Annotated in this window: 22 protein-coding genes and 1 tRNA gene; 6 read left to right on the top strand and 17 right to left on the bottom strand. The window is 45.1% G+C overall.

Annotated elements, in window-relative coordinates; translation table 11 throughout:
- Nucleotides 1-164: 164 nt before the first annotated feature.
- From ABZR88_RS12500 to glgB, 3 genes are all read left to right on the top strand, one after another.
- Entirely contained in the window at nucleotides 165-2,618 is a 2,454-nt protein-coding gene (locus ABZR88_RS12500) for a glycoside hydrolase family 31 protein (RefSeq protein ID WP_107827014.1), read from the top strand.
- A 72-nt stretch (nucleotides 2,619-2,690) separates the two neighbouring features.
- Nucleotides 2,691-3,515: an alpha/beta fold hydrolase gene (locus tag ABZR88_RS12495; protein ID WP_107827015.1), complete on the top strand. Its 825-nt coding sequence runs from the start codon at nucleotides 2,691-2,693 to the stop codon at nucleotides 3,513-3,515.
- Between the two features lie 583 nt (nucleotides 3,516-4,098).
- Nucleotides 4,099-6,006, top strand: a complete 1,908-nt coding sequence (gene glgB, locus ABZR88_RS12490) for a 1,4-alpha-glucan branching protein GlgB (RefSeq protein WP_245916991.1) — start codon at nucleotides 4,099-4,101, stop codon at nucleotides 6,004-6,006.
- 192 nt (nucleotides 6,007-6,198) lie between these two features.
- On the opposite strand, the gene ABZR88_RS12485 is transcribed toward glgB, so the two are convergent.
- A complete protein-coding gene (locus ABZR88_RS12485) occupies nucleotides 6,199-6,681 on the bottom strand; it encodes a lipopolysaccharide assembly protein LapB (RefSeq protein WP_146166468.1) in 483 nt (160 codons plus the stop codon).
- A 111-nt stretch (nucleotides 6,682-6,792) separates the two neighbouring features.
- Here ABZR88_RS12485 and ABZR88_RS12480 point away from each other — a divergent pair, with 111 nt between their 5' ends.
- Nucleotides 6,793-6,987 (top strand): hypothetical protein, encoded by a 195-nt coding sequence (locus ABZR88_RS12480; protein ID WP_107827018.1) that lies wholly within the window; start codon nucleotides 6,793-6,795, stop codon nucleotides 6,985-6,987.
- Between the two features lie 23 nt (nucleotides 6,988-7,010).
- On the opposite strand, the gene ABZR88_RS12475 is transcribed toward ABZR88_RS12480, so the two are convergent.
- From ABZR88_RS12475 to pfkA, 4 genes are all read right to left on the bottom strand, one after another.
- Nucleotides 7,011-7,493 carry a gamma-glutamylcyclotransferase family protein gene (locus tag ABZR88_RS12475; protein ID WP_146166469.1) on the bottom strand — a complete coding sequence of 161 codons (483 nt, stop codon included), beginning with the start codon at nucleotides 7,491-7,493 and terminating at the stop codon, nucleotides 7,011-7,013.
- A 309-nt stretch (nucleotides 7,494-7,802) separates the two neighbouring features.
- Nucleotides 7,803-8,798 carry a type I glyceraldehyde-3-phosphate dehydrogenase gene (gap, locus tag ABZR88_RS12470; protein WP_107827020.1) on the bottom strand — a complete coding sequence of 332 codons (996 nt, stop codon included), beginning with the start codon at nucleotides 8,796-8,798 and terminating at the stop codon, nucleotides 7,803-7,805.
- A gap of 6 nt (nucleotides 8,799-8,804) precedes the next feature.
- Nucleotides 8,805-9,653: a hypothetical protein gene (locus ABZR88_RS12465; RefSeq protein ID WP_107827021.1), complete on the bottom strand. Its 849-nt coding sequence runs from the start codon at nucleotides 9,651-9,653 to the stop codon at nucleotides 8,805-8,807.
- 9 nt (nucleotides 9,654-9,662) lie between these two features.
- Nucleotides 9,663-10,649 carry a 6-phosphofructokinase gene (pfkA, locus tag ABZR88_RS12460; RefSeq protein WP_107827022.1) on the bottom strand — a complete coding sequence of 329 codons (987 nt, stop codon included), beginning with the start codon at nucleotides 10,647-10,649 and terminating at the stop codon, nucleotides 9,663-9,665.
- 122 nt (nucleotides 10,650-10,771) lie between these two features.
- On the opposite strand from pfkA, the gene ABZR88_RS12455 reads away from it, so the two are divergent.
- The gene (locus tag ABZR88_RS12455; protein WP_107827023.1) at nucleotides 10,772-11,467 is read left to right on the top strand and encodes an NUDIX domain-containing protein; all 696 of its coding nucleotides are present in this window, start codon (nucleotides 10,772-10,774) and stop codon (nucleotides 11,465-11,467) included.
- A gap of 202 nt (nucleotides 11,468-11,669) precedes the next feature.
- On the opposite strand, the gene ABZR88_RS12450 is transcribed toward ABZR88_RS12455, so the two are convergent.
- The 3 genes from ABZR88_RS12450 to yiaA all read right to left on the bottom strand — a co-directional run bounded on the left by ABZR88_RS12450 (nucleotide 11,670) and on the right by yiaA (nucleotide 14,486).
- Nucleotides 11,670-12,266, bottom strand: coding sequence for a pentapeptide repeat-containing protein (locus ABZR88_RS12450; protein ID WP_107827024.1), 597 nt, complete (start codon nucleotides 12,264-12,266; stop codon nucleotides 11,670-11,672).
- Nucleotides 12,267-12,352: 86 nt separating this feature from the next.
- A complete protein-coding gene (locus ABZR88_RS12445) occupies nucleotides 12,353-13,213 on the bottom strand; it encodes an N-acetylglucosamine kinase (protein WP_107827025.1) in 861 nt (286 codons plus the stop codon).
- 805 nt (nucleotides 13,214-14,018) lie between these two features.
- Entirely contained in the window at nucleotides 14,019-14,486 is a 468-nt protein-coding gene (gene yiaA / locus ABZR88_RS12440) for an inner membrane protein YiaA (protein WP_107827027.1), read from the bottom strand.
- Between the two features lie 133 nt (nucleotides 14,487-14,619).
- Here yiaA and ABZR88_RS12435 point away from each other — a divergent pair, with 133 nt between their 5' ends.
- A complete protein-coding gene (locus ABZR88_RS12435) occupies nucleotides 14,620-16,119 on the top strand; it encodes a hypothetical protein (protein ID WP_107827028.1) in 1,500 nt (499 codons plus the stop codon).
- Between the two features lie 388 nt (nucleotides 16,120-16,507).
- On the opposite strand, the gene ABZR88_RS12430 is transcribed toward ABZR88_RS12435, so the two are convergent.
- The 9 genes from ABZR88_RS12430 to ABZR88_RS12390 all read right to left on the bottom strand — a co-directional run bounded on the left by ABZR88_RS12430 (nucleotide 16,508) and on the right by ABZR88_RS12390 (nucleotide 25,334).
- Nucleotides 16,508-16,963, bottom strand: coding sequence for a DUF4304 domain-containing protein (locus ABZR88_RS12430; RefSeq protein ID WP_107827029.1), 456 nt, complete (start codon nucleotides 16,961-16,963; stop codon nucleotides 16,508-16,510).
- 12 nt (nucleotides 16,964-16,975) lie between these two features.
- Nucleotides 16,976-17,170 (bottom strand): hypothetical protein, encoded by a 195-nt coding sequence (locus ABZR88_RS12425; RefSeq protein WP_369434725.1) that lies wholly within the window; start codon nucleotides 17,168-17,170, stop codon nucleotides 16,976-16,978.
- Nucleotides 17,164-17,319 carry an Arm DNA-binding domain-containing protein gene (locus ABZR88_RS12420; protein WP_107827031.1) on the bottom strand — a complete coding sequence of 52 codons (156 nt, stop codon included), beginning with the start codon at nucleotides 17,317-17,319 and terminating at the stop codon, nucleotides 17,164-17,166. The genes ABZR88_RS12425 and ABZR88_RS12420 overlap by 7 nt, the downstream gene beginning before the upstream one ends.
- A gap of 146 nt (nucleotides 17,320-17,465) precedes the next feature.
- Nucleotides 17,466-17,539, bottom strand: a tRNA-Arg gene (locus ABZR88_RS12415).
- Nucleotides 17,540-17,651: 112 nt separating this feature from the next.
- Entirely contained in the window at nucleotides 17,652-19,022 is a 1,371-nt protein-coding gene (locus ABZR88_RS12410; RefSeq protein WP_146166470.1) for a hypothetical protein, read from the bottom strand.
- Nucleotides 19,023-19,198: 176 nt separating this feature from the next.
- Complete coding sequence (locus tag ABZR88_RS12405; RefSeq protein WP_107827033.1) at nucleotides 19,199-22,447, bottom strand: error-prone DNA polymerase; 3,249 nt, start codon at nucleotides 22,445-22,447, stop codon at nucleotides 19,199-19,201.
- On the bottom strand, nucleotides 22,444-23,949 hold the full coding sequence (locus ABZR88_RS12400; protein ID WP_107827034.1) for a DNA polymerase Y family protein: 1,506 nt from the start codon (nucleotides 23,947-23,949) through the stop codon (nucleotides 22,444-22,446). Before ABZR88_RS12400 ends, ABZR88_RS12405 begins: the two co-directional genes overlap by 4 nt.
- Nucleotide 23,950: 1 nt before the next feature.
- The gene (locus ABZR88_RS12395) at nucleotides 23,951-24,694 is read right to left on the bottom strand and encodes an ImuA family protein (RefSeq protein WP_107827035.1); all 744 of its coding nucleotides are present in this window, start codon (nucleotides 24,692-24,694) and stop codon (nucleotides 23,951-23,953) included.
- 295 nt (nucleotides 24,695-24,989) lie between these two features.
- Nucleotides 24,990-25,334 (bottom strand): hypothetical protein, encoded by a 345-nt coding sequence (locus ABZR88_RS12390; RefSeq protein WP_146166471.1) that lies wholly within the window; start codon nucleotides 25,332-25,334, stop codon nucleotides 24,990-24,992.
- Nucleotides 25,335-25,491: the final 157 nt, after the last annotated feature.

The following is a 25,491-nucleotide window of genomic DNA, read 5'->3' as shown; positions in this document are numbered from 1 at the left end:
GGCAGAATTCTAATTATGAAAGAGAATTATTGCCAGAGGTTGATAATGGAGCGTTTATTGAGACGTTACTTGTAAAGCAACAAAATTTCTCGTTCTTACTATTTACTGTTTGTTGCACATTTGTTTTGTATATATTGAATTGAACTAAAAAGGACTACCCCTTTATGGAAGAAAAAGTACTCAACCCGGATATAGAAGTCCCTTTGACGGAGGTTGAAGAAGAAGGCTTCAGGCATTTAAATAACCCTGCTGATGGCATTAAGCCTATTGTTAAAAAATATCTTGGTTCGCCAAGCGGGGTGGAGCAAAGTGGCAACAAGTTTTATTTTACTGATGGCGAGGCCAAAGTAGAGGTGGTGGTGGTAACGCCAGAGATTATTCGTGTGCGCGTGGCTCCGCATGGTGTGTTTCTGGAAGAATTCTCATACGCAGTACCTAAACTGGAGACCAAAAAAGTAAAATTTGATCTGCATGAAGATATCGCCGAGTTCCGGATTTCTACCGAGAGCATCAACTGCCACATCAGCAAAAAAGATTTCTTTATTTCTTTTTCAGATCAGGAACTACGTATCACCAGTATGGACGCCGTACCAATGCACTGGGAAGAAAATACTCAGTTTGGCGGCTACTACGTGTTCGGTACCAAAGTTTGTCATCCTCAGGAAACTTTCTTTGGTCTGGGCGATAAGGCTACCGAGCTGAACCTGCGCGGCAAACGCTTTAAAAACTGGAATACCGATGCTTACTCGTTCGCCTGGAACCAGGATCCACTTTACCGCACCATTCCGTTCTACATCAGCGTAAACGAAGGTGTGGCGCACGGTATCTTCTTTGATAATACCTTTAAATCGCAGTTTGATTTTGGCGCCGAAGATAAAACCAAAACCAGTTTCTGGGCCGATGGTGGCGAGCTGCAATACTATTATATTCACGGTCCGCACATGATGGACGTGGTAAAACGTTACCATATCCTGACCGGCACGCACCCAATGCCGCCGCTTTGGGCCTTGGGTTACCACCAGTGCCGCTGGAGTTACTATCCAGAGTCAAAAGTACGTGCGGTAACCAAAGGTTTCCGCGATAAAAAGATCCCTTGTGATGGTATCTACCTGGATATTGATTACATGGATGGCTACCGGTGCTTTACCTGGAACCGTAAATACTTCCCTGATCCGCGTAAAATGATTAAAGAACTGTCAGATCAGGGCTTTAAGACGGTGGTAATTATTGACCCGGGGATCCGTGTGGATGACAATTACGCCATCTTTAAAGAAGGTAAAGACAAGAAATACTTCTGCCGCCGCAGTGATGATTACTTTATGGAAGGCCACGTGTGGCCGGGCCGCTGCCAGTTCCCTGATTTTACCAATCCGGATGTGCGCGAGTGGTGGGGCGGTTTGTTTGATGAATTGGTAGACATTGGCGTAGCCGGGGTCTGGAACGATATGAACGAACCTGCCGTTTTTGGTGCAGGTACCTTCCCCGACGATGTTCGTCACCAGTACGATGGTCATCGTGGTTCGCACCGTAAAGCGCACAATGTTTACGGTATGCAGATGGTGCGTTCAACCTATGATGGTTTGCGCAAGCTGATGAAAAATAAGCGTCCGTTCACTATCACCCGCGCCGGTTACTCAGGTTTACAGCGCTATGCATCGGTGTGGACCGGTGATAACGTGGCCAGCTGGGAGCACATGAAACTGGGCAACATCCAGTGTCAGCGCCTGTCAATGTCGGGCGTGCCATTCTGCGGTACAGATATTGGCGGTTTTAGCGGCGAGCCTGACGGCGAACTGTTTACCCGCTGGATACAGTTAGGCACTTTTACGCCGTTCATGCGTTCGCACTCGGCTGGTGATACTAAAGAGCGTGAGCCATGGAGCTTTGGCGAGCCATATACCACTATCAATCGTAAGTTTATAGAGCTGCGTTATCGCTTGCTGCCATACTTGTACTCAACTTTCTGGGAGCATCACCGCTATGGTTTCCCAATTTTGCGCCCGGTAGTAATGCAGGAGCAGGATGTACAGTCAAACCACTTCCGCCAGGATGAGTTTACTTATGGCGATAAGATATTGATCTGTCCGGTGCTTGACCCAGGTATTGCCCGCCGTACTGTTTACCTGCCAAAAGGCGATTGGTATAACTTCTGGAACAGCGAGTTAGTTGAAGGCGGCAAAGAAGTAATGGTAGAAACTCCGCTGGATATCATCCCGATTTTTGTAAAAGCCGGTTCTGTTATTCCTGAATATCCTGTACAGCAATATGTTGGCGAAAAAGAGATAGAGGAAGTGAAGCTGAACGTTTACTACAGCGATTACGAGGTTAACTCTTTCTACTTTGAAGATTACGGCGAAACTTTTGCTTACGAGCAGGATATTTATCTGGAGAAGAAGTTTATTGTAAATGGCGATGCCGGTCAGATGACCATTAGCCAGAGCTTGGAGGGGTTATATACGCCTCGTTATGAGAACTATCATTTCTCGGTAACAGGCTTGCCGTTCAAGCCGTCAAACATCCTGGTAGATAATAAGTGGTTCACCAACTTTACCTATCGTAATGATAAGCTGGAGTTTAGGTTCACCAAAAACTTTAAGCATATCAAAATCATGAAATAATACAGAGGCCCCGCTAAATGGGGCCTTTTTTATGCTCAAAACATTTTTGTGCTGCGTAGCTTTACAGTTGATATGAAGAAGTTGCTGTCAGCTTTATTAAGAACTCCGGTTGCTGAACAGCATCAGGGCCAACCTGTTCCCTACGGCGATAACGCCGCGGTAGGGAAGTATTATGAGGTGCACGGCATTAAAATGTATGTGGAAATTTATGGAGAGGGTACGCCATTGTTGCTGCTGCATGGTAACAACGGCAGTATAGCCTCATTTAGCGAGAATATTCCGTATTTCTCCCAAAAATATCAGGTCATAGCGGTTGACAGCCGTGCGCAGGGCAAAACTATAGATCATGGCGATGAGCTTTCGTTTAAAATGATGGCAGATGATTTTGCCGAGCTGCTTGACCTGATGCACATTGAACAATGTCATGTACTGGGGTGGAGCGATGGCGGCATTTGCGCTTTGTTGATGGCCATGCGCCATCCCCGTAAAGTGATCAGCCTGGCAGCTACCGGCGCCAACCTTACAACCGGCGAAGAAGCCTTTGCGCCAGGTTTTTACGATATGGTGAAGCGTCATCATCACCTGCACCGGCTTATCCCTCGACTTACCAGAAAGCAGCGTAATGATTGGAAGCTGTTTATGTTGGATTACGAGCAGCCTCAAATTAGTTTCGATGAGTTGAATGTGATCCAATGCCCGGCGTTCATCATCTGTGGCGATCATGATGTGATTAGTGTGGAGCATACGGCGCAAATTGCTCGTCATATTTCTAATTCACACCTGTGGGTGATACCTGATTCTGAGCATGCAACGCTAATTCAGCATCGGGATGAATTTAATAGGCGGGTTGATGGATTCTTTTTGCTATCTTTTGAAAAACAAAACGGCGAACGTTAAACACGGCCAGTTCCGTTGTTTGCCTTGTATTAAATTACTATCAATAAAAAAACACAAACTGCCCGTTTGTGTTCAATATTGATATATTTGACAACAACAACCAGTAAATATCCCGCTCGCGGGCGACCCCTTTCTTATGGCAAAACAAACTCCTAAAACCGGCTCCGAGCCGAAGCCCGAAACAAAACGGACAAAGAAAGCTGATGCAGCAGAGACCCCGATAGCCAACGCCGAAGAAACCAAGGCCCCTGCAAAAAAAGCGCCGGCCAAAAAAACGGTTAATGCACCGGCTGAAACGGCTCCTGCACCAGAAGCAAAAGCTCCTGCTAAAAAGGCTCCTGCAAAAAAAGCAGTTGAAGCTAAAGTAGAAACAACTCCTGCTGAGTCACCAGCTGCACCTGCTAAAAAGCCGGCTGCTAAGAAGGCAGGTGCCACTAAAGTTAAAGAGGCTGTTGCATCTGTTGAAGTTGTTGCTGAACCAGTTGCTGCGCCGGCTAAAAAGCCAGCTGCAAAAAAGGCAAGCACTACTGAAGCTAAAACAGAGCCGATACCGGCCAAACAACCAGCCACATCACCATCACACATGAAACCCGTTGAAGTTTACTCGCGCTTTACCAGTTATGATGTTGATCTGTTCCGATCAGGTAAACATTTCAAGTTGTACGAGAAATTTGGATCGCATGTGGTGGAGTTGAACGGTGTGGTAGGTACTTACTTTGCGGTTTGGGCACCAAATGCACAGTGCGTATCTGTAATTGGCGATTTTAACGGCTGGAACCGCGGTGCACACAACCTGTATGTGCGTTGGGATGGATCTGGTATTTGGGAAGGCTACATCCCTAATGTGGGGAATGGCCATGTGTACAAATACTTCATCAAATCTACCAGCGGTGAAGAGCTGGAGAAAAGCGATCCGTTTGCACTGCGTTGGGAAGAACCACCCCGCACGGCGTCAATAGTGGCCGATACCTATTATGAATGGAACGACGGCAATTGGATGACCAACCGTCATAAAAATAACTCGCTCAACGCCCCGTACTCGGTTTACGAGGTACACCTGGGCTCATGGGCGCGTAACCTGGAAAGCCCGGATGATTTTTATACTTATGAGCAACTGGCCGATAAGCTGGTGCCTTATGTAAAAGATATGGGCTTTACCCACGTAGAGTTTATGCCGATTATGGAGCACCCGTATTATCCAAGCTGGGGCTACCAGGTAAGCGGCTACTTTGCGGCCAGCTCGCGCTACGGCACGCCACAACAGCTGATGAAGCTGATTGAGCGTTTCCACCAGGAAGGCATTGGCGTGATACTGGATTGGGTGCCTTCGCACTTCCCGGGCGACATTCACGCGCTGTACCGCTTTGACGGCACGCACCTGTATGAGCATGCTGATACCCGCAAAGGTTTCCACCCGGATTGGAAATCATACATCTTTAACTATGGTCGTAATGAGGTTCGCGCTTTCCTGATTAGCAATGCGCTGTTCTGGCTGGAGCGTTACCATGCTGACGGTTTGCGTGTTGACGCCGTGGCTAGTATGCTTTACCTCGATTACTCGCGCAACCACGGCGAGTGGGAGCCAAACGTATTTGGTGGCAACGAAAACCTGGAGGCAATTTCTTTCCTGAAAGAGTTTAACCAGACCGTTTACGCTCACTTCCCTGATGTGCAGACCATTGCCGAGGAGTCAACTTCATTTACCGGTGTGAGCCGTCCGCTGTATAACGGAGGCCTGGGCTTTGGTATGAAGTGGATGATGGGCTGGATGCACGACACGCTGAAGTATTTTAGCGAAGACTCGATCCACCGTAAATATCACCATAACAAGATCACTTTTAGTATGATCTATGCCTTTACCGAGAACTTTATGCTGCCTTTCTCGCACGATGAGGTGGTGTATGGTAAGGGCTCTATGTTGCGCAAAATGCCGGGTGATGAGTGGCGCCAGTTTGCCAACCTGAGGCTGATGTATGGCTATATGTTTAGTCACCCGGGTACTAAGTTGTTGTTTATGGGTGCCGAGTTTGGTCAGGGTGATGAGTGGAATTTCCAACACTCACTGCAATGGCACGTATTAGAGTATCCAAACCACATAGGCATCAAAGAAACGGTAAAAGAATTGAACCACCTGTACCGCAGCGAACCAGCCCTGTACGAGCGTGCATTTGACGCCAGCGGCTTTGAATGGCTTGACGGTGGCAACGCTAACGACTCTGTACTGGTGTATCTGCGCAAAGGCAACAACCCTGCTGATGATATTGTAGTGGTGCTGAATATGACGCCGGTAATTCGTCATCAGCGTATTGGTGTACCTGCTGCCGGTAACTGGCAACAGATCCTCAATACGGACGAGAAGAAGTACTGGGGCAGTGGTGTAGGCAATGCACACGCCATTAAATCAGATAACGAGAAATGGCACGGTAAAGCCCAATCTATCCAGGTAACATTGCCGCCGCTGGCTGCTTTGTATTTTAAGAGGGTAGGGTAATAAGCATTAAAGCTCATGTCATTTCGATGGAGCAGGAGAGGTGGTGCGTTGGCGCGACTGAGAAATCTTTTCGGAGCTGCCAAACAGGATGCATGACCGAAAAGATTTCTCCCTACGGTCGAAATGACATGTTGGTATAAACGAAGAAAGCCCGGCAATTTGCCGGGCTTTCTTCGTTTATATTGTTAGCTTTTACAAATTAGCTTTATACTCACAGTTGCCAATCGCTCTTTTATAATCCTCAATTGTATCAAAGTTGAGGCATAGTTTAATGGCTTTTTTGTAATAGTCTACAGCGCTTTCAAAGTTTTGTAAATACTCTTCCATAATGCCCAGGCGGTAGTAGATCAGCGATTTATCTACCAGCGGCCGGTGCATGGCACGCTCGGCTACGCCTTTTAGTTTTTCCCACTGCTCCTGATAGGTGTACAGGATGATGAGGTTTACATAGGCGTGCGGATAGTTAGGATTGCTTTTTATAGCGGCCTTGTAATGATTTTCGGCACGCTCATAGTCATCAAACTGGGTGCGGTAAAGCCAGCCCAGCGAGTTATGTGCCTGAGCGGTTGATGGCTCATCTAAAATAATGTTTTCCAGCAGTTGCTTTGCATGCAGGTAGTTGGTGTTGCGTATCGCCTCTTCTGCTTCTAAGTATGAATCTTCCCAGTTATGCATGGCTTTAAAGTTTAATCTGCAATATAAGATATCGTCCTGAAAAATCAGTGCCAACACATAAAACTTTAACTAAATATTCAGGTTAACCTATAATAGTAGATAACTAGTAAAATGAGCCGAAAGTTTTTTTATTTATACCTGGTAGCCGGCCTGCTTGCGTTGATAACGCCTTTCGTTCATATGGCCATGCCCAATGCAGAGCCGCTAGGTGGTTGGAATGTGTTGGGTTACTTTTTACTTTCAGGATTGATGCTTTACCTGGCCTACAAAACTTATCATGAAAATAAAGATCATGAGTTAATGTAGGCCGGTGGCAAAATGATGGAAGATTATTTTCCCGACTTACGGGCACGACGTTGTTCGTTAGTATCCACTTTGCTATCCAACAAGCTAAGTGCCTTGGCGTAGCTTTCAGGCAATCCTTCTTCACGGCAAATTCTTACAATCTTTTCCAGATACCAGTCATACGGTAATAAAAACTCGTTCACCGCATGTGGCTTGGCTATAAAAGCTTCGGCCTTGTGCATGTTACCATGCTGGTCAATACAGTTAACTGTTATCAGGTGCAAATTACCGTCGGGATAATAAAAATTATCTTTTTCATGATCGGCATATTCTATCAGCACTCCCCAAACCTCAGAGAGTGTATCAGATGAAGGGGTGATGTTTGCTTTGGCAGACTGGTCTTCGGCAGTTAAGGTAAAGGTGAACACGTAGTTTGGCAGCCGTGCAACCCCCAGTTTTCTGGCTGATGGCACTTTAGCAACAAATTTATCAACCCTCATGTTCGACGCATAAGCAAATAAAAGCATAGTTTTTAGTGTGTATATAAAATTAAACCACTGGGTTTGCGGATGGTTTTTTGTTTGTTGTGAAAATGTAGGTGGGTGGTGATCACGCCTAATTTATTTTGTCATTCCGAACGAACTCGGGGTGGGGTAGTGAAATGGGGTGAGGAGGAATCTTAGACGAATGATGTGCGAATGGGCTGTTTTCCACCCGTCGAAGATTTTTCACTTCGCTCAAAAGAGTAGTTCTCCCGTTGGCTGAAATGACATGGAGGGGCATAAAATAACAAAGCCCCGCATTTGCGGGGCTTCATCTATCAATTTAAAGTTTGATTACAGTTTACCAAGTTCCTGAACCAGGTCAATCAGTTTGTTTGAGTAACCCCACTCGTTATCGTACCAAGAAACAACTTTAACAAAGTTATCATTCAGAGCGATACCAGCTTTAGCATCAAAGATTGAAGTACGGGCGTCGCCTTTGAAATCTTCAGAAACAACTTCGTCTTCGGTGTAACCCAGGATACCTTTCAGGTCGCCTTCAGAAGCTTCTTTCATAGCCGCTTTAACTTGCTCATAAGTAGCTGGAGTTTTTAAGCGGGCGGTTAAGTCAACTACAGAAACGTCAGCAACAGGTACGCGGAATGACATACCAGTCAGTTTACCTTTCAGTTCAGGCAATACTAAACCTACTGCTTTAGCAGCACCGGTTGATGAAGGGATGATGTTTTGGTAAGCACCACGGCCACCTCTCCAGTCTTTAGCTGAAGGACCGTCAACGGTTTTCTGAGTAGCAGTTACCGCGTGGATAGTGCTCATCAGGCCTTCTTCGATGCCAAATTTGTCATTCAGTACTTTAGCAATAGGGGCCAGGCAGTTAGTGGTACAAGATGCGTTTGAAACGATGTGCTGATCTGCTTTCAGCTGTTTATGGTTAACACCCATTACAAAAGTTGGGGTATCATCTTTTGCAGGAGCGCTCATTACTACTTTTTTAGCACCAGCGTCAATATGTTTTTGAGCTGTTTCCTGAGTAAGGAATAAACCGGTAGACTCGATAATTACTTCGGCGCCTACTTCGTTCCATTTTAAATTTGCCGGATCTTTTTCTGCTGTTACACGGATGGTTTTGCCGTTAACAACCAGGTGACCGCCTTCAACAGCAATAGTGCCTTTGAACTGACCATGAGTAGAGTCGTATTTCAGCATATATGCCATATAGTCAGGCTCAACAAGGTCGTTGATACCAACAACTTCAACATCAGGTCTTTCAATTGCAGCTCTGAAAGCTAAGCGGCCAATACGGCCGAATCCGTTAATTCCTATTTTCATTTTTACTTAATTTTTATTGGTATAGTAGCTTAATAAATTATTAATGGGTTCTTTAATGATGTGTTCAATAGTAATGCCATTTTCTTCGCCAGCTTCTCGCATCAGGTCTTCAAAACCGGCCACAACAGATCCTGCAAAGTGCACCGGCATGTCCGGATGCTCCTGTGTAAGCGGCAGTACGTAAGTTTTAATCAACTTGTCAAAGCCTGCTTTTACCGTGTGCTTTACATAAGCATCAGTAGAGTTAGTGTAAAAGAAATCGGTAAATGAGCTTAAAAACAGCGCTGGGTGCTTTTGGCGGTAAACCTTATCAAGGATGATTTTACGGTCTAATTCAAATTGTTTTACAAACTTTTTGCGGGTGGCTTCGGGTAGCGTCTCGCTTACAAAGTGTTTCAAGATTTGGCGGCCCAGCCAGTTGCCAGAGCCTTCGTCGCCCAGCACATAGCCTAATCCGTAATTATTTGGAACAACCTTTTTGCCGTTGTACCAGGCCGCGTTACTGCCGCTACCGCAGATAGAAACAATGCCAGGATTATTTTTACAACATGCAATGGCAGCTGCCTCTATGTCATGTTGTACAGTAATCCGGGCAAATTTGAAGAAACCTGCCAGTGCATTTTTTATCACATCACGCAGTTGTGGGGTAGAGCCGCCTGCACCAAAAAAGTGGATACGTTTTACCTCTTCGGCATGATGGATAAGATTGATGTTTTTATTGAGAATTTGTAGTATACCTTTTTCATCACTGAAATAAGGATTGATGCCGCCGGTTTTAAAAGAGGCAATGGTGCGCCCTTTGTCTGACAAGCGCCAGTCGGCATAATTAGATCCGCTATATACTACTGCGATCATTCTTTGTGTTTAGATAGAAAGTACTTCGGCCATTTGCAGCAGGTCGGGTTCAAGGTTAAACTCATGCTGGTTAAGTGCTTCTTCCAGATCGGTTAAAACAACCACGTTGGCCTGCAAACCAACCATTTTCTGCGACTGTCCGGCGGTCAGCGCATTCACCGCGGCAAAGCCTAAACGGCTGCCTAAAACACGGTCAAACGCGGATGGACTGCCTCCTCTTTGCAAGTGGCCTAATATAGTCACTTTTATGTCGTAATGACTTACTTCTTTTTTAACAGCTTCAGATACATTGTATACACCGCCATTCTTATCTCCCTCAGCCACAATAACAATGCTCGATGATTTGGAGTTGTAATGGCCTGCTTTAATACCTGCAATCAACTCTTCAATAGCCGTTTCTTTTTCTGGCAATAAAATAGCCTCTGCTCCGCAGGATATACCGGCACGCAGGGCAATAGCCCCAGAGTCGCGGCCCATTACTTCGATGAAGAAAAGGCGGTCATGCGCGTCGGCTGTATCACGTATTTTGTCTATTGCTTCAATTACCGTGTTGGTGGCGGTGTCAAAACCCAGTGTATAGGTAGAGCCGTAAAGGTCATTATCAATAGTGCCGGGTACACCAATTACTTTTATGTCTGGATATTTCTTTGAGAAACGCAGCGCTCCGGTAAATGTGCCATCGCCGCCAATCACTACAATGCCTTCAATACCTTTGGCTTTCAGGTTTTGGTAGGCTTTCTCCATACCTTCATCCTTATGAAAATCAAGGCAACGGGCCGTTTTTAATATGGTGCCGCCCAGGTTAAGAATATTGCTTACCGAGCGAGCCTGCATTTGCTCCATATCATTATTTATCATGCCCTGGTAGCCCTGGCGTATGCCATAAACCTCTAAACCATGATGAATTGCAGTGCGTACTACTGCACGGATGCAGGCATTCATGCCCGGTGCATCACCACCTGAAGTAAGTACAGCTATCTTAGAAATCTTAGGCATAATGAGATGTAATTGATGATGCGAAGATAGTGTGTAAAAATTACACTATAATAATTTTGTTTATTTTTTTACATTTCTCATTTTAGCGTATATTTAACACCTATACTAAATCTTTAAAGGCTTTGGAATTACAACTACCTAAATTTGAATCGGTATTTTCAATCGACTGTGTGATATTTGGCTTTGAAGGCGGCGAACTTAAGATTTTGTTGATTGAGCGTAATGAAGATCCGTTTAAAGATTGGAAGGCGCTGCCTGGCTATATCGTTAAACAAGACGAAAGCCTTGACGATGCTGCCGAACGTATTCTTTATGAGTTAACCGGCTTGCGCGATCTGCATATGGAGCAGTTTCATACCTTTGGTGATGTTGACCGTCACCCGCAAGGTCGCGTAATTACCGTTGCGTACTACGCATTGCTGCGGCTTAACGGACAAAAAGAATTGCGCCCCGTATCGCAAATTGCTAAAAAAGCTTTCTGGCACCCGGTGAATGATCTGCCTAAACTGGGCTTTGACCATACCGAGATCTTCAAGACCGGCTTCAATAAAATCCGTCGCCGCTTGAGTTATCAGCCTATCGCTTTTGAACTGTTGCCCGAGAAGTTTACCCTTACTCAGCTGCAGCAGCTTTACGAGGCTATTTTGAATAAGAAACTGGATAAGCGAAACTTCCGCAAAAAAATGCTGAGCTATGGTTTTCTGAAAGAGCTGGACGAGAAGCAAAAAGGGGTATCATATCGCGCTGCCAAGCTTTACAAGTTTGACAGGAGGAAGTATGCCAAAATATTCCAGAATGATCTGAGTCCGGATAAGTAGAGGGCCTTTGGTCGGAGATTGGTTGATTGGTGATTAGGTTCTTATTTGTCATTGCGAGGAACGAAGCAATCTCCTCGAAGGACATTTGTATATGCATGGCCAATTTGCACGCGACGAGATTGCTTCGTTCCTCGCAATGACAAGTCTTTATTGATCGAACATCCAGTGAATCCTAAAAATCCGTTAGATCCTGGTTCAAATCCTAGTTTACAATCTTTATCTGATGCCTGGTTAACAACCCTGCAATCTCGGATGATGAGAAACTAGCATGCTTGATATCATTCAGCTCTGGATCGATAATGAAGTTTACTGCTGATGACAGATCGGCTTTTGATAAAAGCGTTTCATGAAAGATGGCGCCGGCCAGATCACTGCCGCTGAAGTTGGCCTGGGTAAGGTTGGTTTGTGTAAAGTTGGCTTCTTTCAGGCTACATTTAATGAAGTTGGTTTTGATCATCTTTTTGCCGAAGAACGAGCAGTAATCTAGTATACAGCTATCAAAGCCGGTGCTAAATAACCCATCGCGTGCATCGCTGAAGATGATGCCCAGCATCTTGCAGTTTTTAAAACGAACATCGTTAAACGTAGCGCTGTTGGTTTGCATCATGGATAGATTGCAGTTCTCAAACCGGCAGTCGACCAGTGTTTTGCCCGAAAAGTTGGCCCCGTTCAGATCGCAGTTTTTAAAAACACAATCCTGAAACTCATTGCAGAAAATATGGGGTGAGGGGAGGGTGATGCCTTCAATCACCTGATCATACAATTCTCTTTCTGTTTGCAATTCATTTAAGCCAACCATAGGGCGAAGATAGGATTATCGGCAACAAAAAAGCGATGCCTTTTACAAGACATCGCCATGATTGTATGTATAAAAATGGGTTGAGCTTAAGCTTTGGCCGCTGCGGCTTCCAGGTGATATTTCACCAGGTTATCTATCGGCGAGCGGATGATGTTGCCTAATTGCATGCCGTTTTCTTCAACTACCTCTGCCAGGATATTTCTAAAGTTGTAACCTACCGAGCCAATACAGTTGAAAGTGTATTTCTGATAATCAGGGTAGTGGGTCACCAGGTTTTTAAAGAAATCCTGGAACGCTGAGCGTACCAGGTTGCGCGAGTACTCCAGGTGCACGTTGTTATCATAAACAAACTTGGCAAAGCTGGCGCAAAAACGGTTTGCCAGCGGTTTGGTGTAAACCTCTTCATTTACATCATCTGGAGTAAGATGATAGGTTTCCCAGAACAATTCGCGCACAACCTCAGGCATGTAACCACGCAGATAATCAACCAGTAGTTTTTTACCGATATGGCAACCGCTGCCTTCGTCGCCCAGGATATAAGCGCCTGAATCTATATTTTGAAGAATGTCTTTGCCGTCATATAAACAGGTGTTAGTGCCGGTACCTAAAATTGCCGCAAACCCTGGATTGGTGCCCAGTACCGCTCTGGCTGCTGCCAGTAAATCGTGTCCAACATTAACCTGTGCTTTAGAGAAAACTACCTGCATAGCATCAGCCACTTGTTGACGTTTCTCATCGGTAGAGCAGCCAGCGCCGTAGTAGTTCACTTCTGTAATCTGATCCAACGGCAAATCGGCCGGCAGGTGCTCGCGCAGCGAGTTGATGATGTATTCTTTACTTACAAAGTACGGGTTATAACCTTCTGTATTGAAGTTCTCTTTCTTTCCCTCGTTGTTAACCAGGCACCAATTGGTTTTGGTTGAGCCGCCGTCTGCAATAATGATCATTGATTAGCTTTTTAATAAAGTCTAAAAGTATGATTTTACTTATTGTAAAAGAAACACTTTGAAACTTTTTAAAATATTTCTTTTCTTGTCAAAATGACGTTTAAAGGCGGTTTTGGGGATAGGGTACGATGTAATTAGCGTGCAATATTTAGCCTGATTTTATCCTCTGGTGTTTTGCACCGCCCCCTGGAAATGATATTGGCGGTTGTCTCTAAGCAAGATTGCCTTCATTAAGATTTATTATTTCATTCTTCCGTTTCATGCGTTTTAAGATAAGTTCTGTAAATAGCTCCTTTAGCCCGATCAATGTAATTACTAATATTACATTGTCCAGTCTGCTGCTGTTAACCCATCCTATATTATTGTACTGATAGTTGAAGAAGATGACTAATAAAATGTTTGAGAAGAATAGCAACGATAAATCTATGGCCAGTAAGTAGATCAGACTGATTCGTTTCAGGTTAAATAGTTTGATTGTATGGAGGTCTGATTTATAACAAAGGATCGAAAATATCAGCAATTCAATAAACATGCCTTGTGAATGTTCTATTGATTCGATGTATTTAATCTTCGCTAGTTTACTTATGATAAAACTCTGGAAGTTTAAGTAAGACAGTTGCGTAGCTATAAAGAACACAGCAAAAGTGATTACGTAGAAAAGGTTTTTCATAGGTTGGATGTGCCAAAGTTTCGTTTATAAAGATATAGGTTTCTGCGTCGTCAACGTAAATGTCTTTCCAATATCCAATGTATAAAAACCCCGCAGGCTTGCCGGGCAAGACACTGCGGGGAGGCAACCGCTACGTTACAGCTCTTTATCCTCAAACATTTTTGCGTCGCGGGTATTTTTTTGTACAGCAATGGCCGAGAATAAGCTTAAGCAGAAGGCCATAGCATAAAAACCCTTCTCGCTTCGGGCCAGGCCTGCATTCCATAGGCCAATCGTCAATAGAATCATGGCTGCAATAGTGGCAAACCAGCTTAAGCCGTAGTAAAGGTCTGTAACCGGGAGTCCTTCGGCTCTGTCTCTAACGCTTTTTTGTACCGAGATTACTGCAAACAAGCCAAATAATAGAATGGTGAAGTAATAGCCTTTTTCATTCAACGCGATGCTGGCGTTCCACAAGCCGATGCAATAACCAACCATGCCTGTTAATAAGGCAAGCCATGAGGCGCCAATAAATGCGGCAGTTGGTTTAAAGGGATTTCTAGCCTTGTCACCATATTTTACGGTGGTTGAATTTTCTTCAGTTCTGTGTTGTAGCGATTCCATATTGATTTTGTTTTTGTGATTAATATGGAAGCAAATGTCTGATTGAAAACAGACCTGTGAAAGTTAGATTATCAAAATTACTGACGATATAATTGGTGATTATTATATCTTTATATGTACTAATTTAGGTGATATGGATTCGCTTTATGAGTTGTTAAATTTGCTTAATGATGCTGATAAAAAGCTTTTTAAGCAATTTTTACAACAGAAAAACAAAAGACTGGATGTTAAAAATCTACAGCTGCTTGATTTAATAAAAACTGACGATATAGATGGTTTAAATAAGCTCTACAAACCTGAGAAAAATAAAGATGCTTATCATGCCTTACGTAAAAGACTGCAGGATAATCTGCTGCTGTTTTTATCTCAGAAAACCTTTGAAAGCACGCACTCCGATACCTATGACGCGTTGCGCCTTGTTGTGGTGGGGCGCTTTTTGTTAGAGAATGACTCGGCCAAAATAGCATTCAAATGTTTGGATAAAGCTGAGCGTATGGCCGAGCATTTAGAGCAGTTTAATTTGCTGAACGAGCTCTTGTTGTTGAAGCTGCAGTACGCCCATCTGCCCGGAGCAGAAGACCTCGAAGCTTTGACCGCGCGCTTCTTGCAGAATCAATCGCACATGCAGCGCGAGGCTAAGCTCAATCTGGCTTATGCCTTTCTACGGCAGGAGTTACAGGAAATACAACTTAAAGGGAAGGTGGTTAATTTGACGGGTTTGATGCTGACCACGATCCGGAAATACAGAATTTCTGAACAAGATCTGATGACCTATAAGTCTATTTATCAAATTCTTTTCATAGCGAATGAGTATGCAGCCATACAGCAGAATTACAGTTTAATAGAGCGCTACATCAGCCGGACAGATCAATTTATGCAAGATCAGGCGAAGAAATCATCATATCTTTTCTATCATATTTCCATTTTGTATTATCTGGCAAACTTTTATCTGAGGCAAAAGGATTTCGCAAAAAGCACATCTTATTTGAAGGAGATGATGGATTTGATGTTGACCGATAATCGTTATTATACGCTGTTTTTCTTGCGACATCAGTTACTTGCCGCCCTTAACCTGTTCTTTACAGATTTTGCCGACGATGCGATTGTGCTATTGCAGGCATCACTCTCCAATACAAAACACAAGTCTAAACCGGAGGATATCGAAGACGTAAGAATATGCCTGGCCATGTTTTTAGCCTTGTGTAATGACCGGGGATGTTTAAAACAGTTAGCCTTACTTACACGCGCTGATGCCTGGTATGAGAAAAAAATGGGCATGTTATGGGCCATTAGGAAGCACCTAATGGAAATTTTGATCCAGGCGCAGTTCTCTAATGTCGAGCTGGCCATGTCACGGCTAACCAGCTTCCGCCGAAGATATAAGAAATATCTGCTGAAAACATCAGAAGAGCGTGTGTTGATATTTCTGCGGCTGGTTGAAAAATACCTGCTAAAGCCCGATGTAGTTTTTGAGGCCTCGTATAAAACGGCTGTGTTAAACATGCTCAGCAAGGCTGAAAATAACGATATCTTTACCTTAAGCTTTATTGCCTGGCTAATAGCACGCTGGGAGAAAAAAACGGCTTATAGAGTGGCTTTAATGCTTGTTCAGAATGAGAGCCATGCTGGGTAAGATGTATTCGCGTTGAAGCGACCGTCTGCTCAAGCTATAAATATGATTTAGCGCCTACTCCGGCAACAGAAGAATATAGATATCAAAAAGCCTCTCAGGTCATCTCTAGGAGGCTTTATTTGTGATCCCATCAGGATTGCGTTGCGATAGTTTTTTTGAAAATAGGAGTTTATAACTCCTAGTTAACGAAGTGTCGCAAAAGGGATTGATTGGGAGAGATGGTGGTTTTACGTTTTTCCTGACTTTTTATAGGGAGATAAGGACAATGAAACGAGCAGATCATAGGTTGGTCTGAAAATAGAAAAGCCCAGTTTGTGGCTGGGCTTAATGTGCAGCTATAAGCTGTTGTCATGATTACTCCGCGAGCTAATAAGTTCGCGAGAGTGGGTTATACTTGCTTAGATAAAAGCAGTAATAATTCATTTTCTACTGCTGGCAATAACGTTAGGCTCTTCTCGTCTGCTAATTTCTTTATTCCCGATTTTGTTAATGCTGCATTTAACAATGGATTAATAGAATAAAAAAAGATATTTAATTGATCCAGCCTTTCGGTATCTGTCATTGAATTATCTAAATTAAATACTTCACTGTTCCCCCGCTCTCTAAAAAAAACATCACCTATATTCTTCTTTACCAGGTCTTTACTTTTTGCGTAATTATTGCCAAACATTTTCTGTATATAGATTTTTATATTAAGATAATACAGATTATTATAATTGGATTTCTGAAGATCAAGCACAATTATGCATTCTGTACTTTCTTTAAACCACCCGCCAAATTCCTTTTCGAAACCAAAAGATTTTGCGACGATATTGAATGATTTTTTAAAATCCTCTTTTTTCATTTTAATAAGTATCTAAACTGTTTCCCAAGCTTTGCCACTAAATCTAGGCATAGCTTGTAATTCCATCATATAATTTATCAGTTGATTCAGGCCCTGTTGAACCGCTTTTGGGTTAAAAGGCTTCAATTCATAAATAATATTGGTGATATGATTTAGAGATATGGCCGAATATACAGAATGGAATACAAGGGGACGAGTCTTTAACATTGACGGACTCTCTCCCATTGTTTGTCGTTGACGAATACTCCTGTATTGGAGGTAATGCTTTGACGATTGCTAGTGATACGGATTTGAATAGGGTAGGTGCCATCAGCTTTGGCTCTTCTCGTGTCGAGTAAGATTTTGTAAGTAACCATAATTTGTGTGTTATGGTTATTCTGTTTGTGCAAACTTTGTGCAAACTATGTGCAAACAACAAGCGCTAAATAGAGCACTTTCATGATGTGTAGAAAACTACTGACATCAAAAAAGCCTCTCAGATCATCTCTAAGAGGCTTTTTCGTGATCCCATCAGGATTCGAACCTGAGACCTACTGCTTAGAAGGCAGTTGCTCTATCCAGCTGAGCTATGGGACCATCGCGAAACTTTTTCGCGGTGCAAATATGGTAATTTAGCGCGATAAACACAAATAGCAGTGTAAAGTACTTGTGTCTATTTAAATAAGAGACGTTTCTATTTGATAGCTAACTATTTACCAAAAGCAAAATAAACCGTACTACGAAATACCAGGATATGATCGTTGCCAACGTAACCGGCTGTGGTTGCATATTTCTGATCTTTAAAGCCCAAATACCATATGTTAGGCATAAAGTGAATGTTTCCTGCCGTGGTAAAATCTAAACCTGCGGTAATGAACTTTTCTTTATAATTTGGATTATATGAGCCATAATTGGTGTTCATGGTATAAGTATCGGTACGTATATAGTTGGTGAATGGGTTATATCCGTCCCAACGGGCAAAATAACCCAATCGGCCTTTAATAATTGAACCACGCACCCATACCGACAGGCCGTTTACAGTAGCGTTGGTCACTCTTTTTGTGGTGGTATCTGTTACACCGTTGGTGAGTCTTTGCGTATAAGCTTCAACTCCACCAGAAAACACCGGACTAACGTATGCAACAAATAGCTTGAACATGTTATGCGACTGCTCTGGAATGGTGGCTGTACTGCCGGCAGTTTTCAGGTAGTCGGCATAGAAATCAATAAGCAGATGTTTATTAAAAAATTTGCCCCAAAGATCACCGTAAACTATTTTATAAAACCCTGTGTTGTCATTGGTTGCCGAAAGTAAGTTAGCCTGGCTGCTATTTCCAACCATGACCACGTAGCCAAGCGTCTTCGTAGCGGGGTTAAATGAGCCTTGCAGGGCCAAGCCCAAATCAAATGAGTTGTTTTTATGGAAATCTGTAATGGTTTTTTCAATAGAACGGTATCCCCAGGTAGCTTCTGAAAGAGTGGTTGGTGCGTTTGTGGCGCTGCCCGGTAAATCTTTTACAGCGGGTTCATTAAGCGTAAAGCTTGGAGTGCCCATTTCCCCAATAACCAGGTCGGTACCGGTCCAAAGGTCACGAACGCGCAGGTTAAAGTTCTTGATCCAGAAAGCCATTTTGTTGTCTACCAGGTTATCTCCGTTCTGTATAGCTGTAGTGCCATTGGTACCGGTGTTTGCAGATGGCTCTGACGCTAATAACACTTCGGCTCTGTACTTTGGGGTAATATCATAATCATACCCCAGGTATAAGCGACGAAACTGGAACGCATTACGATAGGCTGGAACACCATTGTAGTTGTTCTCTGGACCGCGATTGGTTTTATCGGCATGTGCGTCATAATATAAATCGCCAAAGCCGTAGCCCCAAAGTCGTCTTAGTGGCTTCCAGGTAGTGTCGGCACTTGCTTGGGGTTCAGTTTTTTTAGTTTCTGCAACTCTAACAATAACAGAGTCTTTTTTTAAAGTGGCTTTTGGGGAGCCTGCAGATGCCGGTACGGTTTGGGCGCTGGCCGAAACAATCATTAGGCACACAGGGGCAAATGCGCTAAATAGTTTGGTAAACATTATCCGAAATTTCAGGCAATGTTAACACAATGTTAATTAAATGATAAATAAAATTTAAAATAGGTGTTTTCTTAACAAACTTATTACACGTGTTTATGAGTTATAGTCAGGGTTTTTAGGTTCAGTATGATGATTTGAATTTTAACGGAGCGTTCTTTTGTTGAATCGCAATGAATCTATTGAAAATTGCGTCCCTTATAAAAAACTTCCGTAACCGGGTGTTCGCGCTTTTGCGGAGAAGTAACAGTCTCATTTCCGGGCGACTGTTGTACTGCCGGAAACTCATGCTGCCGTGCGGTGAGCTGACTGAGCATATTGTTCATATTGTAGCATTTGTGCACCACCACATGTATCACATCGCCTTCTTTTTGCAGTTTGCCTTCTACCATCAGTAGTTTGGCCTGTAGTATTTCGCGTTTATATTGATCAAACACTTTTTGCCATACCACCAGGTTGGCAAAGCTGGTTTCATCTTTTATGGTAATGAACAGCACGCCTTTGGCTGTTCCTGGTCGTTGCCTAACGGTAATCATGCCTGCCAGTTTTACCGGGGTGCCGTCCTGCATTTCGGCAATGTGCCCGGTAGGGGTAACCTTGAGTTGATTTAGCTCGTAACGTAAAAAGCTAACCGGGTGGGCTTTGAGCGAGAGACTGGTTGAGGCAATATCTTCTACCACATGTTCAGATGGCGCCATAAACGGCAAACTGATTTGCCCCTCTAACTGCGTTTCTGAAGGCTGATCTTTAAATATAGCGATGGGAACATCGGCCAGTGCTGCAATTTCCCACAATGCCTGCCGGCGATCGAGCCCGATGGAGCGGAAGGCATCGGCATCGGCCAGTTTTTGCAGGGCCGGTTGAGGGATGCCTGTGGCAGTCATCTGTGCAATGGTTTGATAGGGTGCGTTGGCAATCAGTAGTTCCATGTCATCAGGTCGCAAGCCTTTTACCAGCCGGAAACCTAATCGCAATGAACAATAGTTTTTTAGCGCCATATCAGGCGCTTGTCCGTTAAGCGGAGCTTCCAGCGTGTGGTTCCATTGCGAGTGATTGATATCCACCGGTAAAACATTAACGCCATGGTTACGGGCATCATCCACAATCTCTGCAGGCTGATAAAACCCCATAGGCTGACTGTTTAGCAGGGATGCCGCAAACACATCCGGACAAAAACATTTTAACCACGATGATATGTATACCAAATGCGCAAATGCGGCTGCATGACTTTCCGGAAAACCATAGCTGCCAAACCCTTCCAGTTGCTTGAAAATGCGCTGGGCAAAATCTTCTTCATACCCTTTCTTCATCATGCCGCTCACCAGTTTTTCCCTAAACTTGGTAACCATACCATGCGATTTAAATGATGCCATGCTCCGTCTTAACTGATCGGCCTCAGCATGGGTAAAATCGGCGGCGGTAATGGCAATTTGCATAGCCTGCTCCTGGAAGAGGGGTACACCCTTGGTTCTGCTTAAAATAGGGCGAAGTTCTTCTTTTGGGTACTCTTCTTTTTCTTTGCCTTCGCGCCTGCGCAGGTATGGATGCACCATATCTCCCTGAATGGGGCCGGGGCGTACGATGGCTACCTCTATAACCAGATCATAAAATACTCTTGGTTTGAGGCGTGGCAGCATAGACATTTGCGCACGGCTCTCTATCTGGAAAACCCCCAATGTATCTGCCTTGCAGATCATATCATACACTCTGGCATCATCCTGTGGCACATTCTCTAATGTAAGTTCGGCACCGTAATGTTGCTTTATCATATCGAAACCCTTACGGATGCAGGTAAGCATGCCCAGCGCCAGTACATCTACTTTTAATATTTTCAGATCTTCCAGGTCATCTTTGTTCCATTCCAGTTGGGTGCGGCCCTCCATGCGGGCGTTCATCACGGGGCAAATGTCTGCCAGCTTGCAGCGCGTAATTACAAAACCACCCGAGTGTTGCCCTAACTGCCGTGGGAAGCCGCGCAATTGCTCGGTCAATTGCAGGGTTTTATGCAACAAAGGTTCTTTAGGGTTAAGACCTTGCTCTGTAATGCGTTCTTCATCAAAGGCGTCTTCACTAAAATCACGAATCGCGCCCGATAGTCGTTTAATGGTATCGATTGAGAGGCCCATGGCCTTGCCCACATCCCGAATAGCTCCTTTGTGGCGCAACTCGGTTACTGTGGCCACAATGGCGGCATGTTCGCGACCGTATTCCTCAAAGATCCATTGAATGATCTCTTCGCGGCGCTCGTGCTCAAAATCTACGTCCACGTCGGGCCATTCATCCCGTGCGTCTGACATGAAGCGCGAAAACAGCAGCGTGGTTTTATCAGGATTAACCGGCGTAATACCCAGACAAAAACAAACGGTAGAGTTTGCCGCTGACCCTCGCCCCTGAAACAGTATTTTCAGTTCCTCTGCTTTTTTAGTGTACTCATAAATGCGCAGAAAGTAAGGTGCCAGCTTACGTTTGGCAAAAAATGCCAGCTCATACGCAATCTGGTCTCTTATTTTTTGTGGGACGTTGCCTTTAAACAGGCGCTCTGCACCGGCCCACGTGTAGGCAGCCAGGTGCTCGTCGGCAGAACGCCCGTCGCGACTGATAAATTCGGGCTCTAAGTATTGCAGCGTATCTAATGAGAAGGTGCAGGCATCGGCAATCTCCCGTGTACGTTCAATAGCTTCGGGGTAGTGGGCAAACAAGCGTTGTAGTTCCTCAACGGGTTTTAGGTAGCGCTCGGCGTTGGCATGGAGTTTAAAGCCCGCGGTGTTGATGGTGCATTTCTCTTTTACACAGGTTTCAACGTCCTGCAATTCGCGGCGTTCAGCATTGTGGTAGTGTACATCGTTGGTGGCCACCATGGGGATGCCGGTAGCATTAAGCCTATATAAACGTTTGGCATCATCGCCGTTGTAGGTCCTGCTGGCGGCAATGTACAGGGGTTGGTGAATGTTGGCTTGATATACTTTTAATGCTCGTTTAAAATCATCATCAAAATCAAAATCCTCATTCAGTTCTCCCGGTGGAATAATAACGAAGATGATGCCCTGCTGATGTTCAAAAACATCGGCTTGGTAAAGCTGGCATTTGCCTTTCTCTGTGCGCAGGTTGCCTTTGCTGAGTAGCGCACACAAACGCCCCCAGGCGGTAATATCTGTAGGATAGGCCAGGAGCGAAGGGCCGTCGGCCAGGTCTAAACGGCAAGCGGGGATGGTGGTAAAAGCTATCTCAGGCTCATCCCGTTCCCTTAATTGCTTGTTTAGGTTTGCTACAGCCATGTGTGCGCGCACTACACCGGCTACGGTGTTACGGTCGGTAATGGCTATTTTATGGTAACCTAATTCTATGGCATGCTCTACCAGCTCTTCCGGGTGTGATGCGCCCAGTAGAAACGAAAAGTTGCTTGTTATCTGTAATTCGCTGTAGCTCATGCAAAATAACCGTGTAAATACCAATCATTGGGCTCGCTGCCATTGTAATGCCCCTCGCGGAACAGCCAATAACGGCAGCCTTGTGTGTCTTCAACTATAAAATAATCGCGGTGCTCGCCGCCTTCCAGCCACCACTCGCGTTCTATGCGTTCGGGGCCGTCGGCCTTTTTAATGTCGTGCCGTTGCCCCTTGTGAACGAACAGGATGGGTGGGTAGTCAGGCACTGGGGCCGTCACCATAATTTTTTCAGGCTGATTTAAAAGCAGGGTGGGGCGGCGCTTATCGGTACGCCAACTGGTAGGTGGTTGCTCGCCCAGGGTTTGTGCCGGTCGGATGGATCTTTCCGGCCAGTGATGCTCTTGCGGCAGATAGCGTTTGATGACGTCTGCGCCCAGTTTGCCGGTAATCCTATCCAGTAATTCGGCCAGGGTGTTGGCTTCCAGGTTGGTGCCTTCGGGTGTCCAGAGGACTTCCTGTTCGTCGGTCGCGTCATCTACCCGGGGCGCTTCCAGAATAAATAGTTCGATACCTAAACCGGGTTCGATATGCTGAATGTGCAATTCAAATAGTTTAAACAAGTGACGGATATTGCCCGATGCCCTGTTAGTGCCAATCTGTAACTGCTGCATTTTGCCATCAACGCGATAGATTTTTAAGATGCCAGTACGAAGTCCCTTGCCTTCCTTGTTAAGTCGGACGCATAGCATCTCCAATAATTTCTGAATAGCAATCTCTATACCCGTGGCTGTTCTGATAGGCTCCAGGCAAGGTAGTCGTACCTGAAAAGGATCGGGTTGTTTGATGGGGCGTAGTGGCTCATCCACCTGGCCGACGGCCTGATCTATCCGCAACAGTAATTCATCCTTAAAACGACGACGCAGCACCGGGCGCTGCATCCCAATAAACTCCCCAATGGTGCGGAAGCCTAGTTTTTGCATCAGCTCAATATTTTCAATGCTTAGGCGCAGGGCAGATGGTGGCAATTGTAACAAAGCCGATCGCTGCTGCCCTGACGCAATGATAGGGGTGACCCGGCCATACCTTGCCACGGCCCAGGCCGCACCAACGGTATCTGCTACGGCGCCGCGGGCATCATAGCCTTTGCTGCGCAGTTTGTTGATGATCTCTTTGAAATAATCGCGCTCATTACCCCACAGGTGCGCGCAACCGGCAATGTCCAGTATTAATCCATCGGGCAAGTCAATAGCCACAATAGGGGTGTAGCGCAGGCACCACAGGCCCAGTGCTTTAAGTAGTTTTTGATTTTGATTGGGGATGTGATCCAGTACTTCCAGTCCAGGTATCATGGCCCGGGCATCGGCAGCTACGTAGCCGGGTTTAATGCCGTACTTGGTGGCCTGTGGGTTAACGGCAGTTACTACCAGTCGACCATGATCTTTAGTCGTCAGCACAAAAGGTTGATCTGCCAACTCCGGTTGCTGCAAAGTGCGCCGGTCAGTCAGCAGGTGACGGAACCAGATAGATAAATAACGCCCGGCCATATCATCCTGCTTTTAATGTGGTTAACGGATGCTGATCTGTGGCGTTGGCAACAATTGCGGTGGCTACAGGTTTAAAACCGCCCTTTTTCCACTCCAGCAGCCAATTGCCCGTGTGCCCATTTTTTACCTTAAGTAACGACACATTGAAACAGGTATGGCCCACGCCCGGCAAGTCCATTTGCTTGCTGGGCGCCGCACTTATCTGCCAGCGGGCAATACAGGCGGTGGTGCTCATTTTGCGTTGGTTACTACGCAAAATAAACCCCGTTACCCGGCTTTGCTCAATCGCCAGCTGCAACCGGCGCGATTGCATAAAAGTCAGTTCGCTAACCTCGGCAATTACGGCGGCAAGGCCTTCACATTTCAGGGCTTCTTCTGCAGCCCACAGTACATCGCGGTCGCGCTGCAGGCAGGCAAAAACGAGGCGGTGCGGCTGGATGCCAAAAGCGCTGAGTGCGGCAGGAAAAACCTGGTTGCTTTTGCTGATCCAGATGCAAGCGCCATCATTTCGCATTAGCGTAGCCAGCAGACCGGAGATAAAGCCGTTGGTAGCCGCCATTTGTGCGGCATCAAAAGCCAGAAACTCGTGCAGGTTACCACATGGAAACGCCCCATCAGGAAAAGCATCTTCCACCGGCCCCAGACCAATGCGCCCGGCTCCCGCCGTTTTTTGCGGGGCATAACCTTCCTGCCGCAGGATATCCTGACGCAGGCGGGCGATGATGTCTTTTCTGGCGGTGTTCATGATACCTTACCCCAACCCCTCTCCAAAGGAGAGGGGGCTTTTTATGGGCATATTTATATAGGTAGTTAATTACATTGGAGGTGGAGTGATCCACCTGGAGTCAATAGGCTTATAGAGTACTCCTTTTATTAAATAACTCAAGTTGTTAATAACGCCGAAATCCGCCGCTACAACAACTACAACGTCATTGCGAGGGACGAAGCAATCTCTGAGAAGGATATTCGGATATGCAAATCTGCTTAGCACATGCAGAGATTGCTTCGTTCCTCGCAATGACGTGATGTTTATATCCCAATCAGTTTAGATGCGCCCGATGCGGAAACGGGTAGTAAAGCTGTTGCAGATGGCGGACAAGCTTATCTGAAACAATCTTTTCAATCCCCGAGCCAAGGCGACTGATCTCGGTATTGGTAAACGCCGTTCGGCAAGTTTCTATGATGCCGTTAATGGTCATGCTACCTGGTGATTGTGACTGTGTAATGTGCCAGCCGTTGGGGTGTCGTATCAGGATAAAATTCTTTTGCCCTGCATCGGCAGTAAAACTTACCTGGAAGGCCAGATCGTCTATAAACTGCTGGCAGTCTGGAAAAACATCGGTTACGTGCACGCTAACCTCCCGGTCGCCGAGCACTACTGGCATATCAAAGCAGATCATAATACAAGCGTTTGTTAATGCAAATATAATGCTAAAATATTTAGTAAAACAAAATAAATTAGCACATAATTTTAGTTGAAGGCAGGTGGGGTTATATATGCTCCGCAAGGCTCCTTAAACTCGTAACTTATTTATCACATAA

The organism is Mucilaginibacter yixingensis, from assembly GCF_041080815.1.
Lineage (GTDB): Bacteria > Bacteroidota > Bacteroidia > Sphingobacteriales > Sphingobacteriaceae > Mucilaginibacter > Mucilaginibacter yixingensis.
Note: the sequence above shows the minus strand (reverse complement) of the source record. Positions and strands in the feature narration are given on the sequence as shown.

What these genes read in the sequence shown, in the direction of transcription:
- ABZR88_RS12390 (WP_146166471.1), bottom strand. Translation starts at nt 25,334, where the DNA reads ATGCCAGTAGTGCTCGGCGACCGGGAGGTTAGCGTGCACGTAACCGAT.
- ABZR88_RS12405 (WP_107827033.1), bottom strand. Translation starts at nt 22,447, where the DNA reads ATGAGCTACAGCGAATTACAGATAACAAGCAACTTTTCGTTTCTACTG.
- ABZR88_RS12395 (WP_107827035.1), bottom strand. Translation starts at nt 24,694, where the DNA reads ATGAACACCGCCAGAAAAGACATCATCGCCCGCCTGCGTCAGGATATC.
- gap (WP_107827020.1), bottom strand. Translation starts at nt 8,798, where the DNA reads ATGAAAATAGGAATTAACGGATTCGGCCGTATTGGCCGCTTAGCTTTC.
- pfkA (WP_107827022.1), bottom strand. Translation starts at nt 10,649, where the DNA reads ATGCCTAAGATTTCTAAGATAGCTGTACTTACTTCAGGTGGTGATGCA.
- ABZR88_RS12435 (WP_107827028.1), top strand. Translation starts at nt 14,620, where the DNA reads ATGGATTCGCTTTATGAGTTGTTAAATTTGCTTAATGATGCTGATAAA.
- ABZR88_RS12400 (WP_107827034.1), bottom strand. Translation starts at nt 23,949, where the DNA reads ATGGCCGGGCGTTATTTATCTATCTGGTTCCGTCACCTGCTGACTGAC.
- ABZR88_RS12465 (WP_107827021.1), bottom strand. Translation starts at nt 9,653, where the DNA reads ATGATCGCAGTAGTATATAGCGGATCTAATTATGCCGACTGGCGCTTG.
- ABZR88_RS12420 (WP_107827031.1), bottom strand. Translation starts at nt 17,319, where the DNA reads ATGGTTACTTACAAAATCTTACTCGACACGAGAAGAGCCAAAGCTGAT.
- ABZR88_RS12430 (WP_107827029.1), bottom strand. Translation starts at nt 16,963, where the DNA reads ATGAAAAAAGAGGATTTTAAAAAATCATTCAATATCGTCGCAAAATCT.
- ABZR88_RS12485 (WP_146166468.1), bottom strand. Translation starts at nt 6,681, where the DNA reads ATGCATAACTGGGAAGATTCATACTTAGAAGCAGAAGAGGCGATACGC.
- ABZR88_RS12500 (WP_107827014.1), top strand. Translation starts at nt 165, where the DNA reads ATGGAAGAAAAAGTACTCAACCCGGATATAGAAGTCCCTTTGACGGAG.
- ABZR88_RS12475 (WP_146166469.1), bottom strand. Translation starts at nt 7,493, where the DNA reads ATGCTTTTATTTGCTTATGCGTCGAACATGAGGGTTGATAAATTTGTT.
- ABZR88_RS12425 (WP_369434725.1), bottom strand. Translation starts at nt 17,170, where the DNA reads ATGTTAAAGACTCGTCCCCTTGTATTCCATTCTGTATATTCGGCCATA.
- ABZR88_RS12495 (WP_107827015.1), top strand. Translation starts at nt 2,691, where the DNA reads ATGAAGAAGTTGCTGTCAGCTTTATTAAGAACTCCGGTTGCTGAACAG.
- yiaA (WP_107827027.1), bottom strand. Translation starts at nt 14,486, where the DNA reads ATGGAATCGCTACAACACAGAACTGAAGAAAATTCAACCACCGTAAAA.
- glgB (WP_245916991.1), top strand. Translation starts at nt 4,099, where the DNA reads ATGAAACCCGTTGAAGTTTACTCGCGCTTTACCAGTTATGATGTTGAT.
- ABZR88_RS12450 (WP_107827024.1), bottom strand. Translation starts at nt 12,266, where the DNA reads ATGGTTGGCTTAAATGAATTGCAAACAGAAAGAGAATTGTATGATCAG.
- ABZR88_RS12445 (WP_107827025.1), bottom strand. Translation starts at nt 13,213, where the DNA reads ATGATCATTATTGCAGACGGCGGCTCAACCAAAACCAATTGGTGCCTG.
- ABZR88_RS12410 (WP_146166470.1), bottom strand. Translation starts at nt 19,022, where the DNA reads ATGTTTACCAAACTATTTAGCGCATTTGCCCCTGTGTGCCTAATGATT.
- ABZR88_RS12480 (WP_107827018.1), top strand. Translation starts at nt 6,793, where the DNA reads ATGAGCCGAAAGTTTTTTTATTTATACCTGGTAGCCGGCCTGCTTGCG.